We start from the raw sequence: 15,076 nt of genomic DNA, 5'->3' as shown, positions 1-15,076 counted from the left end.
CCGATCAACCGGCTCCGGCCGGTGGCGGGCACCGCAAGCCGGAGCCGCGTGACTTCAGTACGGCGCCGCCCCTGCTCGAGGTCGACGATATGGTCGTCAACTATGGCAGAATCCAAGCACTGCACGGGGTTTCGCTCCGGGTCGCCGAGGGTGAGCTGGTGACCCTGCTCGGCGCCAACGGCGCGGGCAAGACCACCACCATGCGTGCGCTGTCCGGCCTGCTGCCGCTGACCCGCGGCAAGATCAAGTTCGAGGGTCGCGACATCACCCAGATGAAGGCGCACGAGCGGGTGACGCACGGGTTGATCCAGGCGCCGGAGGGCCGCGGTGTCTTCCCGGGTATGACGGTCCAGGAAAACCTCGATATGGGTTGCTACGGAAGGGCTTTCAAGCAGAAGGCGGAGTACGGCCAGACGCTGGAGTGGGTCTTCGAGTTGTTCCCGCGGCTGTCCGAGCGACGCAAGCAGGTCGGCGGCACGCTCTCCGGCGGCGAGCAGCAGATGCTGGCCATCGGCCGCTCGCTCATGGCCCGCCCGCGCCTGCTGCTGCTCGATGAACCGTCGATGGGACTGGCGCCCATGGTGATTCAGCAGATCTTCCGGATCATCAGCGAGATCAACCAGCAGGGCACCACCGTGCTGTTGGTCGAGCAGAATGCCCAGCAGGCGCTGACCCGCAGCGATCGCGCCTACATTCTGGAGACCGGTGAGGTCACCAAGAGCGGCATCGGCGGAGATCTGCTCACCGATCCCGCAGTGAAGTCGGCCTACCTGGGCGTGGGCTGACCAAGAGAGTCGGACCCGTCCGTGGCCGCCTCGAGGCATGATGGCGGCCATGGACGGGCATGACGAACTGACGAATCTGGCCGACCGCTACTGGGACAGTGTGCTGGCGGCCGCGCCGAGTACGGCCACCCTGCTCGGCGACCACCGCTTCGACGATCGCGTCGAGAATCTCTCGCCCGAGGCCGAGCAGCGGCTGCTCACGACCTTGCGCGGGCTGCGCGGTCAGGTCGCCGGTCTGGATGCCGAAAGGCTGGACGCAACCGACCGGGTCACGCGCGGTCTGTTGCGCACCGAACTGGATACGGCCATCGACAATCTGGCGTGGCGGCCGATCGAACTGGCATCGGACCAGATGGACGGTGTGCACGCGGGCATGCTCATGATGGCCACCCAGACCAAGGCGCCGCGGCCCACACACGCGCTCGCTCTGGTCCAGCGGTATCGCCAGTTCGGCACGCTGTTCGACCAGGCGGTTCAGCAGTTCCGCAACGGTCTGGCCGCGGGCCGAGCGCCCGCGCGCATCACCATCGAACGCTCGCTCAACCAGCTGGATGGCTACCTGGCCTCCGATATCGCCACCGATCCGTTCGCCACCTTCGCCGGACCGGCGGACTGGGACGGGGAGGCCGCCTGGCGCGCCGAACTCACCGAGGTCGCCCGCGACGTGATCCGCCCGGCCTTCCAACGGTATCGAGACGTACTGGCCGACGAATTGCGGCCGGCCGCCCGTCCCGACGACAAATGCGGTCTGTGCTGGCTCGGTGCCGACGGTGCGGATATCTACCGGCGGCAGCTGCGCCGCCACACCACCCTGCCCGATCTCGGCGCGGACGAGATCCACGAACTCGGCCTGTCGGAATTGGCACTGCTGCGCGAGGAATACGCCGTGGTCGGTGCCCGGCTGTTCGGTACCACCGATACCGCCGAAATCTTCACCCGCCTGCGCAAGGATCCCGAACTGCGGTACGTCAGCGGCGAGGAGATCATGGCCGATGCGCAACACGCGCTCGGTGCGGCGATCGCGGAGATGGGCAATTGGTTCGGCCGCCTGCCCAAGGAATCCTGCGATATCGTCGCGGTGCCGGAATTCCTGGCCGCGGATTCGCCTGCGGCATACTACTTTCCGCCCGCCGCGGACGGCTCCCGGCCGGGTACCTACTTCGTGAATCAGCACGAACCGGCGGGCCGCAGCCGCTACGAGACGGCGGCGGTGGCCTACCACGAAGCGATTCCGGGGCACCATTTGCAGCTCACTATCGCCAATGAACTCGACGAGCTGCCACGATTCCAACGCCAGTCCTTCGCGAATACCGCCTTCGTCGAGGGTTGGGCGCTCTATACCGAACGTCTGGCCGACGAAATGGGTTTGTACGAAGACGATTTGGCACGCGTCGGCATGTTGGCCGCCGACTCCTGGCGCTCGTGCCGACTCGTCGTCGATACCGGAATTCATGCCAAGGGCTGGAGCCGGCAGCGGGCCATCGACTTCATGGTGGCCAACGCGCCGGTCGGGCTGACCGAGATCGAGGTCGAGGTCGACCGCTATATCGCGATTCCGGGTCAGGCCGTGGCCTACAAGGTCGGACAGCTCGAGATTCGTCGGCAACGCGGGCAGGCCGCCGACCGGCTCGGTGCCGCCTTCGACATCAAGGCGTTCCACGATGTGGTGCTCGGTTCCGGCTCGGTCAGCCTGCCGGTGCTGCGCGAACTCGTGGCCGGACTGTGACCCGCCGAGCGCTTCTCCGAGTTGCGGGCGGTGCCGGGCGGGAGTCCAATGAAGGTGCGGTGATCGAGCACTATAGGTAGGTCATGAACAGCACGTTCAGCTCTCGGCTCGGTCCGTTGCGGAGCAAACGGATCGTCCTGATCTGGGTGGTGCTCGGTGTGGTCGGTGTGCTCACCACGACTGGTCTACTGGTCACCGGACATTCCGCTGACGCGGGTGAAATGCGCACCGCGCGTACGGTTTCCGATAACTCGATGACGCCGGGATTCGCCGGTGCCCTACCCGACTCGGCGAACCCGATCGGCGATGCCGCGCCCCCGGTCGCCTTCGCGCCCTTGGCCGGGGCATCGTCGGCCGGGATGCCGCTGGCGTCGAGCCGCGCGGTGCAGGCGCTGGCCGACCATCCGCTCTTCGCTCAGCACGTCGGACTCGGCAGGGTCGATTGCAAACTGCCCACCTGGCATGAGGATCCGGAGGCGGCGCGGGCCTTCTATCGGGGCGCGATCGCCTGCCTGGACGCGTCCTGGGAACCGACATTGCGGGGTGCCGGGCTGCCGTTCCATCCGCCGCGGCTACTCGCCCCCACCGAATCCCGGGACGTGGCGAGCCAATGCGTGCAGCGACTGCGCAACGGCCCGACAACGTTCTACTGTGCCCTCGACGAAACCCTGGTCCTGCCCTACGACGCCATGCGGCCGCTGTCCAGCGGTTCGCGCCGCGGCGCCCAGTTGGCCGTCCTCAGTACCGAATACGGCCACCACGTTCAGAATCTGATCGGCGTCATGCAGGCCTACAACGAAAAGCGTTCGACCGTCGGCAAGGACACCACCGCCGGTCGCGAGCAAAGCCGTCGCATGGAACTGCAGGCGCGCTGCTTTTCCGGCATGTTCCTCGGCACCAACTTCGGCCGCGCCGATATCGATGAACAAACCTGGACCGAGGCGTCCCACACCGTCCACAGTGGCCAGCCCACCCGAGACCCGCGTATGCAGGGCACCGAAGAGAACGTGTGGGGCTGGTGGAAATGGGGCGCCGACAAGGGCGACACCTGGGAGTGCAACACCTGGTACAGCTCCCCGGCACACGTGGAATGAGGGATCCGTGCGATCGCCTGCGCGGCCGGTATGCTGGCATACCATGAAACGTACGACGGTAAAACTGCCGGACGACCTGGATGACAGGGTCCGGCAGGAAGCTGCACGGAGGGAGATGACGATTTCCGATTGGACTAGGGAGGCCATCGAGGCGTATCTGCCTGAGAGCAGCGAGCCGCGACGATTCGGTGCGGCTGCCGCCGGGCGCAGCGGTCGCTCGGATATCTCCGAGCGGATCGAAGAAATCCTGCGCGGGGAGTGGGACCGATAGCGCGCTTGCTTGTCGACGCCGGGCCGCTGTTTGCTTACGTCGATGCGGACGATGCCCACCACAAGTCTTGCCTGGATCTACTGCAACATCACCGAGGTCCACTGGTCGTGCCCACTTTGGTCATCACCGAAGCCGCGTACATGATTGCCACCCGGGTTGGTGCTGAGGCCGAGGTGTGGTTTCTCGGAGACTTCGCCGAAGGCCTGTTTTCCGTCGAACCGGTCCATCCTTCGGACTGGCTGCGCATTGCCGAATTAGCTGCCAAGTATAGGGATTTTCCGCTCGGCACGGCCGATGCGTCGGTCGTCGCCACGGCGGAACGGCTCGGCATTACTCAGGTGGCGACCCTGAATCGGCGGCATTTCTCCGTCGTCCGGCCACGACATATCGATGCTTTCGAGATTCTGCCCTGATCTGTTGAAGTGCTCCCGTGCCCCACAGTGTCTTTGTCGGTGGGCGTCAATACACTCTCAGGCGTGACCCCAGCGACTACTGATCAGCGTTCCAGTGCCCCGAAGGCGACGGGCACAGCCGCGGCAGCCGGTGAGCAGCCGACGTTGTTGCTGTTGGATGGGCATTCGATTGCCTATCGCGCGTTCTTCGCATTGCCCGCGGAGAACTTCAAGACGGTCACCGGGCAGACCACGAACGCGGTGTACGGGTTCACCGCCATGCTGATCAACCTGTTGCGGGACGAGAAGCCGACGCATATCGCGGCGGCCTTCGATGTCAGCCGCAAGACCTTCCGCACGGAGGCGTATCCGGAGTACAAGGCGGGGCGCAGTGCCACGCCCGATGAGTTCCGTGGCCAGGTCGAACTCACCAAGGATGTGCTCGGCGCCATGGGCATTCCGGTGATGGCGATCGACGGCTTCGAGGCCGACGATCTGATCGCCACCATCGCGACCCAGGCCGTGACCGAGGGGTTCCGGGTCCTGATCGTCTCCGGTGACCGCGATGCCATCCAGTTGGTCAGCGATGAGGTCACGTTGCTGTACCCGCGCAAGGGCGTCTCCGATCTCACCCGGTTCACCCCGGATGAGGTGATGGCCAAATACCAGCTCACCCCGGCCCAGTATCCGGATTACGCGGCCCTGCGCGGCGACCCGAGCGACAATCTGCCCGGCATTCCGGGCGTCGGGGAGAAGACCGCCGCCAAATGGATTCGCGAGTACGGTGATCTGGCCACCCTCGTCGACAAGGTGGACGAGGTGAAGGGCAAGGTCGGCGACGCGCTGCGCGCCAACCTCAGCAGTGTGGTGCTCAACCGCCAGCTCACCGAGATGGTTCGCGACGTCGCGCTGCCATACACCCCCGACCAATTGGCCCAGCAGCCATGGGATCGCAATAAGATCCACCAGCTCTTCGACGACCTGGAGTTCCGGGTGCTGCGCGATCGGCTCTTCGAAACCCTCGCCCCGCCGGAGCCCGAGGCCGAATCCGGCTTCGAGATCAGCGGCGGCGTGCTCGACGTCGGCGCGGTTGGCGCGTGGCTTGCCGAACATGCGAAAGTCGTTGTCCGCCACGGTATTTCGGTGGTCGGCACCAGTACGCCCGGCAATGGTGACACGCGCGCGCTCGCCATCGCCGCCGCGGATGGCGAGAGTGGCTATATCGATGTCGCCGTGCTGACCCCGGAAGACGAAGCCGCACTGGGCGCTTGGCTGGCCGATCCGGCCGTGCCGAAGGCGCTGCACGAGGCCAAGGCCGCGATGCACGCGCTGCGCGGTCGCGGCTGGACCCTGGCCGGTCTCACCAGCGATACCGCGCTGGCCGCCTACCTGGTCCGCCCTGGGCAGCGTAGCTTCAACCTCGACGATCTCTCGCTGCGCTACCTGCACCGCGAGCTGCGCGCCGAAACCGACGAAACCCCGCAGCTGTCGCTGCTCGACGATGCCGACGCCGTGGACGCCGAACTCGCGCAGACCGAAATGCTGCGCGCCAGGGCTGTTCTCGATCTGGCCGAGGCGCTCGACGGCGAACTGCGCCAGATCGAATCCAGCGCACTGCTCGACGATATGGAACTGCCGCTGCTTGGCGTGCTCGCCGAACTGGAGAGTGCGGGTATCGCGGTCGATATCGACCAGCTCGAGACCCTACAGCGCCAATTCGCCGATAAGGTCGCCGATGCGGCCAACGCCGCCTACGGCGTGATCGGTAAACAGATCAACCTCGGCTCGCCCAAACAGCTGCAGGTGGTGCTCTTCGACGAACTCGATATGCCGAAGACCAAGCGCACCAAGACCGGCTACACCACCGACGCCGACGCACTGGAATCGCTGTTCGAGAAGACCGAGCACCCGTTCCTGCGCCATCTGCTCGAGCATCGCGACGCCACCCGGCTCAAGGTCACCGTGGACGGACTGCTCAAATCCGTCGCCGACGACGGCCGCATCCACACCACCTTCAATCAGACCATCGCCGCCACCGGCCGCCTGTCCTCGACCGAGCCGAATCTGCAGAACATCCCGATCCGCACCGACACCGGCCGCCAGATCCGTGACACCTTCGTTGTCGGCTCCGGCTACCAGTCGCTGATGACCGCGGATTACAGCCAGATCGAAATGCGCATCATGGCCCACCTTTCCGGTGACGAGGGCCTGATCGAGGCCTTCAACTCCGGCGAGGATCTGCACACTTTCGTCGCCTCCAAGGCCTTCGATATCCCACTGTCGGAGGTGACATCCGAGATGCGCCGCCGGATCAAGGCGATGTCCTACGGTCTGGCCTATGGTCTGAGCTCCTACGGTCTTTCGACGCAGCTGAAGATCAGCACGCAGGAGGCCAAGGAGCAGATGGAGGTCTACTTCGACCGCTTCGGCGGTATTCGCGACTACCTCTACGAGGTCGTCGAACAGGCGCGCAAGGTCGGCTATACCGAAACCCTCTTCGGTCGCCGCCGCTATCTGCCCGATCTGGACTCCAGCAACCGCCAGCGCCGCGAGGCGGCCGAACGCATGGCCCTCAACGCGCCCATCCAGGGCACCGCCGCCGACATCATCAAGGTCGCGATGATCAATGTGCACAAGGCGATCAAGGAGGCGGGCTTGCGCTCGCGCATGCTGCTGCAGATTCACGACGAACTGGTCTTCGAGGTCGCCGACGGGGAGCGGGACGCCTTGGACGCACTCGCCCGCGAACAGATGTCCTCGGCGATCACACTGTCGGTCCCATTGGACGTCTCCGTCGGCACCGGCCGTAGCTGGGACTCGGCCGCGCACTGAGCGAACGTGCGGCACACCGGACTTCCGGTGTGCCGCACCGTATTTCAGTGCCCGGCGACCAGTAGTTTGTACTGCGCGGCGGCCTGCTGATAGAGATCCTGAACCTGGGACGATCCGACATTCCCCACGTAGCGGTCATAGGCGACGTAGCACTGATAGTCGGCGGACAGGTCGGCGACGACCGGATCGTCCAGCTTCTTCAGACATTTCGCATCGGGTAATCCGGGCGGCGGATCGATGACCGCGAAGCTGTCGGTCGCCTGATCGATGAATCCCGCGATGAGTCGGGCCGCCGCGGCGGCATCGGCGGTCCGGTAGACACCCGAATCGTCCAGCGCGAACGCATCGACCTCGGTATCGGTGAACAGCCGACTGGTCAGGTCCGATCGACTGTGCACATGCAGGGCGGCATGTGGTGTGTAGACACCGGGCGTCCAGTTGACCGCCGCCTTACTCGGGATGGTGCGCCCGAGCAGTCCATCGACATCGACGGGGAGTGCCGCCAGTTTGTCCGGGGATGTCGGCCGGTAGTCGCGCAGCATCTCGAACTGTTTATCCAGGATCCGTTTGGTGAATTCGGCGAGCGGTACCGGGTCGGGCGGCGTGGCGAGCGGATTATTGGTCCAGATCCGCAGTACGTATTCGCCTCTGGTCAACCAGGTGGTCAGTGAATTCAGTTCGCTGACACCGGCGCGGGCCTCGGGGTAACCGGGGATGGTCGCGGTCGCCTTGGCCGGATATTCCTTGTTGTCCTCGGCGGCCAGAAAGTTCATCGCGACGCCGGCCTGATCAGCGGTCGAGAAGCGCAGAATCGCCATCTCCACATCCGAGCCGAGCGCGAACTCCTGGCGGCGCTGCGCGTAGGTGCCGAATCCGGCGATCAATCCCGGCACCGGCCCGAAGAATTCCTCGACATTGCCGACACCACTATTGGCCGGTGGCGGATGCTTTTGGGTGAAGGCCCGATTGCCGCTCCTGGCGATATTGAAGACCATGCGACTATCGACATCCATCAGCAGCGGCACATGCTCGCCCAGGGCAAGTGCCTCCTGAATCGCACCCTGCTCCTCGGACCGCTCGATGGTGCGCGGGGTGGTCGGATAGTTGCCGGAGTCGAGTTTCGAGACATCGACGGCGGGCGGTGCGGTCCTTTCCGATTCGTCGCAGCCGCTGGTCACGGTGAGCACGGCGACCAGCAGCACACCACCGAACGCGATCCGCGCAGACTTCATCGGCCGCTTCATCCGTTCTTGGCCAGGATCGAATACTGTGCGGCGGCACGTTGATAGAAGGCCGCGTCCGGGGCATTGCCGCTGAACGTGGCGTTCGCGCCGATGACCGCGACATAGCGTCCGTAGACCATGGCGCACAGGTACTTATCGTTGCGAATGGGCTCGGCCTCGTCGAGTTGAATGCACCGGGCATCGGTCACACCCGGGGGATCGGCGGCCTCCTCGTCGTTCTTGCCGAGCACCGTGAGCGCGGTCTGCAGACGGAAGGCGGCGGCGAGATCCCTTGTCCGATAGACGGTCCCGTCGTTCTGTCCAACCAGATCGACACCCGCGTCGGCGAACGCCTTCGTCGCGACGGCCGCGTCCCGCTCGAAATGCAGTTGTCCGGTCGGGCTGTAGATGCCGATGTTCTCCTCGCGCAGAAAGACGCCGGGCGATCCCTTCGCCGCGCGCAGCGCCAGGCTCATTATCCGGTCGGTATCCAGGGGCAGATCCAGAATGTCGTCGACCGGCGTCGGATTCAGCTCGGCGAGCCGCGCGTCCTGCAGTTGCAGCATCTTCTTCAATTGCGTGGCAATCGCATTCGGATCCGGTTTCGGCACCGTCACCATGCTGAGCACCACGAACGGGCCGCGCCAGGCGTAGACCCAGCCCTTGGCATCGGTGACCGAGGAGGCCATCGCGTTCGCGACGCCGTCCAGTGCGATGCCGTGGCGGCCGGGCAGGGAATTGGCGCTGTCCTGGTCGAATTCGGTGGCCGCGGCGCGGGCGGCGGCATCGTTCGGGAATCGCATGATCGAGATCGTCATGAACTTCCGGTTGCGTAGATCGCCGTTGGACCGGGTGGTCAGCGCACCGCCGATGAGATGGTTGCGTTCGGCGATCGGGGCGTAGCTCTCCGGGAATTCGCCGGTAATGCTGCGGAAGCTGCTCTGGTCGATGACGCGCACCGCCTCGAGCAACTTCATATCCGGATCGATCTGATAGGGCGAGACGATATAGCCCATCATCCGGCGGGATTCGATATGGAAGACCTGGGTGTTGTAGCTGATCTTCGGCCGGTAGACCTGCGGTGTGGACTGATACGGTCCGGTGTTGAGCGCGGCCAGGTTCGCCGGGGTCATGCCGGGCGTGGCCTGCCCGGAAATCGCGGAGCCACAACCGGTTACGCCGATCGCCAGGGTCGCGGCGACAACCAGCGCACCTCCGGCTCGGGCCAAGACCGATAACGACATCAACGTCCCCCGGGCAGCTTTCCGATTGTCCGGATACTACGTCAGACCGCCGGATCGTTCACGTTCGAATGACGCCGCACCAGCTTCGCCGACCCGGTGCGCAGATCGATCTCATTGCGCGGCGGTGCCCCGTCGGACTTATCTTCTTTATGCATCAGTGCCGTCTGCCGCTGCTCGAATTCGAAATGCTTCGAACCCTGAAAGGCCGCGGCGACCTGTTCGAATCCGGTCGCGGCGACCGGCGTGTGCGTACGGTGCTTGAACCACGGCAGCATCCGAGCTCCGGTGAGCCGATTCCACAGCACCTCGACGAATGCGAGTCCGATCAGCAGGATGGCCAATCCGGGGATGGTCATGGCGACAAGGGCACCCATGTGACCGAAAGTACCGGCGCTACGGCGGCTTGCCATCCACCCTCGGTACTACACCCCTGAGCTGCAGGAATGATACTCGCGAGTAGGCGCGACGGGGCAACAAATGTGGTTGCTATTGCGTGAAGATCGCCCTATTCTGATCGGCGTGCCGAATCCCGCCGACCGCCACAGCGCCGCGCGCCACGTCGCAGACCGCGACAGCGCAGTGCTAATTCCGCTTACCGCGATGGTGGCAACCCGGCGACTTCTCGTAGTAGCCCGCCGTAGCGGGGTCTGATTCGGACCGGCCCCCTCGCTGCGGGCTACTGACTACTTACTGCTGGTCCCCTCTGTCAATTGAGAAGACAATCCTCGGGAAGACCTCCGCACAATGACCATCCTGACTCTTGATCCCCACACGTTCATCGCCGCCGCCCCCAAGGCGCTGCGCGCCGAATGCGTCGATCTGACCCCGGCGCAGTTCCACCACCGCTATTGCGAGCATTCCGGCCCGATTCGGGTCGGTGACTGGTCGCCCGCGGGCAATCGGAGCGCGGAGTTCACGGCCACCCTGGAATTCGCCGACCACTTGCGTACGGTGATCGCCACCGGCAGCCCGGTCGCCGCGATGACCTCGGCCCTCTACGACGAGGGCTATCCGGTTGAAATCCTGCAGTTCCACCAGCGCCGCACCGCTATCGGCACCGCCACGTTCGTGCAGTGCGAATGCAACGGCAGGCGCGGCTGGGGCGCGGCCCTGGCCGACGACGGCGCCGAATCGACGGTCCGCGCCATGATCGCGGGCGTCAACAAACTGGGCGCTGATAGCTGAAAATGCAACGGGCCGTTCACATTCCGCAAAATGTGAGCGGCCCGGCGGCGTGTTTATGTGAACCGGAGCTTACTGACCGGCCTGCTGTTCGGCGAGTTGCTTGCGCACCTCGTCCATATCCAGCGCCTTCACCTGGGTGACCAGATCCTCGAGCGCGGCGGGCGGCAGGGCACCCGGCTGAGCGAAGACCAGCACGCCCTCGCGGAACGCCATGATGGTCGGAATCGAGCGGATGTTGGCGGCGGCGGCCAGGCCCTGTTCGGCCTCGGTGTCGACCTTGCCGTGCACGACATCCGGATGCTTGTCCGAGGAGGCCTCGAAGGTGGGTGCGAAACTCTTGCACGGACCGCACCAGTCGGCCCAGAAATCGACGAGTACCACGTCGTTTCCGGTGACGATCTCATCGAAATTCTGTTGGTTCAGCGTCTGGGTGGCCATGACGTCCTCTCGTGTCGTAGTCGCCAGCTATAACGTCCGGCGCGGTATTTCTCTTCCGACGGTGCCGCTATCTTCCTCGGGCGACCGGCCACTCCCGCCGTTGATCGCCGTCCCAACGCCGGATACCCACCACGGTCGCGGCGAAATCACGGTCCCTGGCGACGGCGTGGATCGCCTCGCCCAAATGCTGCGTCGGCACCCGCCTGGCCAGCGTGATATGCGGTGTCCACTCGTCGGGCTGCACATTCGCCGGTATGCCCGGACACGGCGAGACGACAGCGAAAATGCGGCGTTGCAGTGCGAGCAACTGCTCCGAGGGCACCACCATCCGGACCAGGATCGGATGGCGCGCACCGAAGACCAGCACGCCGCCGAGTCGTATCGGAATCGGCCGGAAGGTCAGCTGGTCCAGCGCATGATCGATGCGCGGCCAGATCTGTCTGGCCACCGCGACGGTGATATGTGGCCGGTTGGACTCGGTGTTCTTCCCGACCAAGCTCGGAATCCCGGCATCCGCGAGCAACTGCCACTGCCGCCGGATCTCCGCATCGGCCACCTCGTCCAATAGCAATTCGACCGACTGCACCATAGTTCACGAGAGGTTAGCCGCCCGCGCGGCCCGATGTGCGGCGAACACACGGCCCAGTTGTCGGCAAACGAACCGCATCGCGGGAGGATGGCCCGGTGAACCGTGATACGTCGCCCATGCGACTTGGCCTCATCGAAGGTGACGGCATCGGCCCAGAGGTGGTCCGTGCCACCCGCGCGGTGGTCGACGAGGCACTTGCCGCGGCCGGTGCGGCCTCCGTCGACTGGGTTCGGTTGCCGATGGGGCAGGACGCCATCGAAGAATTCGGCAATCCTTTGCCGGAGCAGACCCTCGCCGCCCTCGACGGACTCGACGCCTGGATCCTGGGGCCGCACGATAATGCCGCCTACCCGCCCGAACATCGAATCGCGCCCGGAGGTGTCATCCGCAAACGCTTCGGCCTGTACGCGAATATCCGGCCGGCACGTGCCTTCGCCGGAGTAAAAGCGAGCGCTCCCGATATCGACCTGGTGATCGTTCGGGAGAACAGCGAGGGTTTCTACGCCGACCGCAATATGTTCGCCGGGTCGGGCGAGTTCCGGCCCACTCCCGACGTGGCGATGGCGGTCGGCCTGATCACCCGGCAGGCCTGCGAGCGGATCGCGCACGAGGCCTTCCGGCTCGCGGCCGCACGTCGCAAGCGGGTCACGATCGTGCACAAGGCCAATGTGCTGCCGATGACGATGGGCCTGTTCCGCGATGTCTGCTATGACGTCGCCCACGCCTATCCGGCGGTCGAGGTCGACGACGAACACGTCGACGCGGTCGCCGCCCATCTGGTCCGGGCCGCCCGCGACTACGACGTGGTGGTGACCGAGAACCTCTTCGGTGACATCCTGTCCGATCTCGCGGGGGAGCTGAGTGGTTCGCTCGGCATCGCCGCATCGCTCAACTGCTCGGCGACCAAGGCGGTGGCCCAAGCGGTGCACGGCGCCGCGCCGGCACTGGCCGGACACAACCGCGCAAACCCCGCGGCACTGCAGCTCTCGGCGGCAATGTTGTTGCACTGGCTGGGTATTCGCGACAACAACCGCGTGCTGTCGAGCGCGGGCGAACGCATCGAACGCGCCGTCGCTGGGAGTTTTGCCGCCGGGATCGCCACCGCCGACCTGGGTGGCCTCGCCTCGACCAGCGAATTCACCGAGCAGGTCTGCGCGCGGGTGCACCGACGCTGATCCGCACCGGCGGGGCCGACAGGAACCCGACTCGTTCGAACATCGGACCGTCCGGTAGGGTCCACCGCCGGTGACTGAGTGTTTGCTGTGCTCGGAGTGTTCCGCACAGAACGGATAATCTTCCGTTACTGTCCAGCACGAAACGCCACGATCGCTTAGATTGCCAAACGGGTGGTGACACCCGGGTTTCTCGAATCCGAAATGTGGAGGGCTGCTGTGTCTGTTCGATCGGTTCTTGGCAGGCGCGCCCTGCAAGCGATGTGCGTACTCGCCGGTGGTGCATTGGTGTTGGCAGGCTGTAGTAATTCCGAGGACAGCTCGCCCGCGGTCGCGAAGGTACAGGGTATCGACAAGGTCGACACGGCCGCCGCGCTGCTCCCGGACAAGATCAAGCAGTCGGGCAAACTCGTCGTCGGGGTCAATATCCCCTATCAGCCCAATGAGTACAAGGATCCGAGCGGCAAGATCGTCGGCTTCGATGTCGATTTGATGGATGCGGTCGCGGCGACCCTCGGTCTCAAGGCCGAATACCTCGAATCCTCGTTCGAGAAGATCATTCCCGCGATCCAGGCGGGTACCTACGACGTCGGCATGTCCTCCATCACCGATTCGAAGGAACGCGAGCAGAGCGTCGACTTCACCACCTACTTCAATGCGGGCAGCCAGTGGGCGCAGCAGACGGGTAAGCCGATCGACCCGGATAACGCCTGCGGTAAGCGGGTCGCCGTCCAGGCCACCACGGTTCAGGACACCGACGAGATTCCGGCGCGCAGCAAGAAGTGCGAAGAGGCGGGCAAGCCCGCCATCGATAAGAAGCCGTTCGACGAGCAGAGCGCGGCGACCAACGCCCTGATGCTCGGCCAGGTCGACGCGATGTCGGCGGATTCGCCGGTGACCGCGTACGCGATCAAGAAGAGCGACGGCAAGATCGAGGCGGCGGGCAAGGTCTTCGATTCCGCACCCTACGGTTGGGCCATCCCCAAGGGTTCGGCGCTCGGCAAGGCGCTGCAGGCCGCCGTCCAGCACCTGATCGACAACGGTAAGTACCTGGAGATCACCAAGAACTGGGGTGTACAGGAGGGCGCGATCACCAAGTCGGTCATCAACGGCGCCGAGAGCTGATCGATGTCGTCACCCGAAATCACGTCGGCGCCCGGTGACGACACCGGGCCCGGCGGGCCGATCGACGCGGCAGAACCGGAGCCGATCAAGGCCGTTCCACTACGCAGGCCGGGCCGCTGGATCGCCGCGGCGCTCATCCTCGCCCTGCTCGGGTTGTTCATCTACGGCGCGGCCACCAATCCCGCGTACGGATGGGGCACGTATCGAAAGTATTTGTTCGACAGCCGGATTGCCTCCGGCGCGGTGGTCACGCTCGAACTGACCGTGCTCGCGATGGCGATCGCCGTCGTGCTGGGCACCTTGCTCGCGGTGATGCGCCTGTCGCCGAATCCGGTGTTGCGCTCGGCGGCCTGGGTGTATCTCTGGATCTTCCGTGGCACCCCGGTTTTCGTGCAGTTGGTGTTCTGGGGCCTGTTTCCGTCGCTGTACAAGTCGATCCAGTTCGGGGTACCGTTCGGGCCCGAATTCGTGCGGATCGATGTGCAGGGCCTACAGGCCGCATTCACCTTCGCGGTCATCGGCCTCGGTCTCAACGAGGCCGCGTATATGGCCGAAATCGTCCGTGCCGGAATAAATTCCGTCGGCGAGGGCCAGCGCGAGGCCTCGACCGCGCTCGGCATGTCGTGGTCGCAGACCATGCGCAGGACCGTGCTGCCGCAGGCGATGCGGGTGATCATCCCGCCGACCGGCAATGAGCTGATCGGCATGCTGAAGACCACGTCGCTGGTCACCGCGATTCCGTTGAGCACCGACCTCTACGGGCGGGCTCGCGATATCTACGGCGTGAACTTCCAGCCGATTCCATTGCTATTGGTCACCGCCACTTGGTATCTCGCGGTCACCAGTGTGCTGATGATCGGGCAGTTCTACCTGGAGCGCTACTACTCGCGGGGTGCCTCGCGGCAGCTGACCGCCAAGCAACTGCAGGAACTGGCCGACGCTCAGACGATTGTGAAGGCGAAATGAGTGAGCGAACAATAGACACAGCGCCTTCGCGGTC

The 15,076-nt window shown here is 64.9% G+C and carries 15 protein-coding genes and 1 pseudogene; 11 read left to right on the top strand and 5 right to left on the bottom strand.

The window, feature by feature from the left end; all coding sequences use genetic code 11:
* Positions 1 to 89: 89 nt before the first annotated feature.
* The 7 genes and pseudogenes from AB0L58_RS30375 to polA all read left to right on the top strand — a co-directional run bounded on the left by AB0L58_RS30375 (position 90) and on the right by polA (position 7,100).
* Positions 90 to 785 carry an ABC transporter ATP-binding protein gene (locus AB0L58_RS30375; RefSeq protein ID WP_364391948.1) on the top strand — a complete coding sequence of 232 codons (696 nt, stop codon included), beginning with the start codon at positions 90 to 92 and terminating at the stop codon, positions 783 to 785.
* Between the two features lie 49 nt (positions 786 to 834).
* The gene (locus AB0L58_RS30370; RefSeq protein WP_364391841.1) at positions 835 to 2,511 is read left to right on the top strand and encodes a DUF885 domain-containing protein; all 1,677 of its coding nucleotides are present in this window, start codon (positions 835 to 837) and stop codon (positions 2,509 to 2,511) included.
* Between the two features lie 83 nt (positions 2,512 to 2,594).
* Complete coding sequence (locus AB0L58_RS30365; RefSeq protein WP_364391839.1) at positions 2,595 to 3,605, top strand: neutral zinc metallopeptidase; 1,011 nt, start codon at positions 2,595 to 2,597, stop codon at positions 3,603 to 3,605.
* Positions 3,606 to 3,648: 43 nt separating this feature from the next.
* Positions 3,649 to 3,714, top strand: a pseudogene (locus tag AB0L58_RS30360) (hypothetical protein); the annotation flags it as partial.
* Between the two features lie 6 nt (positions 3,715 to 3,720).
* Complete coding sequence (locus AB0L58_RS30355; protein WP_364391956.1) at positions 3,721 to 3,876, top strand: hypothetical protein; 156 nt, start codon at positions 3,721 to 3,723, stop codon at positions 3,874 to 3,876.
* A gap of 5 nt (positions 3,877 to 3,881) precedes the next feature.
* Positions 3,882 to 4,289, top strand: coding sequence for a PIN domain-containing protein (locus tag AB0L58_RS30350; protein WP_364391837.1), 408 nt, complete (start codon positions 3,882 to 3,884; stop codon positions 4,287 to 4,289).
* Positions 4,290 to 4,352: 63 nt separating this feature from the next.
* Entirely contained in the window at positions 4,353 to 7,100 is a 2,748-nt protein-coding gene (gene polA, locus AB0L58_RS30345; protein WP_364391834.1) for a DNA polymerase I, read from the top strand.
* 44 nt (positions 7,101 to 7,144) lie between these two features.
* On the opposite strand, the gene AB0L58_RS30340 is transcribed toward polA, so the two are convergent.
* From AB0L58_RS30340 to AB0L58_RS30330, 3 genes are read right to left on the bottom strand one after another with little or no spacing between them, the layout of a single operon-like run.
* The gene (locus AB0L58_RS30340) at positions 7,145 to 8,332 is read right to left on the bottom strand and encodes a hypothetical protein (RefSeq protein WP_364391832.1); all 1,188 of its coding nucleotides are present in this window, start codon (positions 8,330 to 8,332) and stop codon (positions 7,145 to 7,147) included.
* 8 nt (positions 8,333 to 8,340) lie between these two features.
* On the bottom strand, positions 8,341 to 9,567 hold the full coding sequence (locus AB0L58_RS30335) for a hypothetical protein (RefSeq protein ID WP_364391830.1): 1,227 nt from the start codon (positions 9,565 to 9,567) through the stop codon (positions 8,341 to 8,343).
* A 41-nt stretch (positions 9,568 to 9,608) separates the two neighbouring features.
* Complete coding sequence (locus AB0L58_RS30330) at positions 9,609 to 9,941, bottom strand: DUF6191 domain-containing protein (RefSeq protein ID WP_364391827.1); 333 nt, start codon at positions 9,939 to 9,941, stop codon at positions 9,609 to 9,611.
* A gap of 370 nt (positions 9,942 to 10,311) precedes the next feature.
* On the opposite strand from AB0L58_RS30330, the gene AB0L58_RS30325 reads away from it, so the two are divergent.
* Complete coding sequence (locus AB0L58_RS30325; protein ID WP_364391825.1) at positions 10,312 to 10,752, top strand: 2-keto-3-deoxygluconate kinase; 441 nt, start codon at positions 10,312 to 10,314, stop codon at positions 10,750 to 10,752.
* A gap of 69 nt (positions 10,753 to 10,821) precedes the next feature.
* Here AB0L58_RS30325 and trxA read toward each other — a convergent pair whose 3' ends face one another.
* Together trxA and AB0L58_RS30315 are read right to left on the bottom strand one after the other, a co-directional pair.
* Entirely contained in the window at positions 10,822 to 11,190 is a 369-nt protein-coding gene (gene trxA, locus AB0L58_RS30320) for a thioredoxin (protein ID WP_040688945.1), read from the bottom strand.
* Between the two features lie 67 nt (positions 11,191 to 11,257).
* Positions 11,258 to 11,779: a 2'-5' RNA ligase family protein gene (locus tag AB0L58_RS30315; RefSeq protein ID WP_364391822.1), complete on the bottom strand. Its 522-nt coding sequence runs from the start codon at positions 11,777 to 11,779 to the stop codon at positions 11,258 to 11,260.
* Between the two features lie 116 nt (positions 11,780 to 11,895).
* On the opposite strand from AB0L58_RS30315, the gene AB0L58_RS30310 reads away from it, so the two are divergent.
* The 3 genes from AB0L58_RS30310 to AB0L58_RS30300 all read left to right on the top strand — a co-directional run bounded on the left by AB0L58_RS30310 (position 11,896) and on the right by AB0L58_RS30300 (position 15,042).
* Positions 11,896 to 12,954 (top strand): isocitrate/isopropylmalate family dehydrogenase, encoded by a 1,059-nt coding sequence (locus AB0L58_RS30310; RefSeq protein ID WP_364391946.1) that lies wholly within the window; start codon positions 11,896 to 11,898, stop codon positions 12,952 to 12,954.
* 258 nt (positions 12,955 to 13,212) lie between these two features.
* Entirely contained in the window at positions 13,213 to 14,076 is an 864-nt protein-coding gene (locus AB0L58_RS30305) for an ABC transporter substrate-binding protein (RefSeq protein WP_364391944.1), read from the top strand.
* A gap of 3 nt (positions 14,077 to 14,079) precedes the next feature.
* Complete coding sequence (locus AB0L58_RS30300) at positions 14,080 to 15,042, top strand: amino acid ABC transporter permease (protein ID WP_364391819.1); 963 nt, start codon at positions 14,080 to 14,082, stop codon at positions 15,040 to 15,042.
* Positions 15,043 to 15,076: the final 34 nt, after the last annotated feature.

The sequence above is a fragment of the Nocardia sp. NPDC052112 genome, assembly GCF_040680135.1.
In the GTDB taxonomy this organism is placed as follows: Bacteria; Actinomycetota; Actinomycetes; order Mycobacteriales; family Mycobacteriaceae; genus Nocardia.
This window is presented reverse-complemented; position numbering and strand designations above follow the sequence as displayed.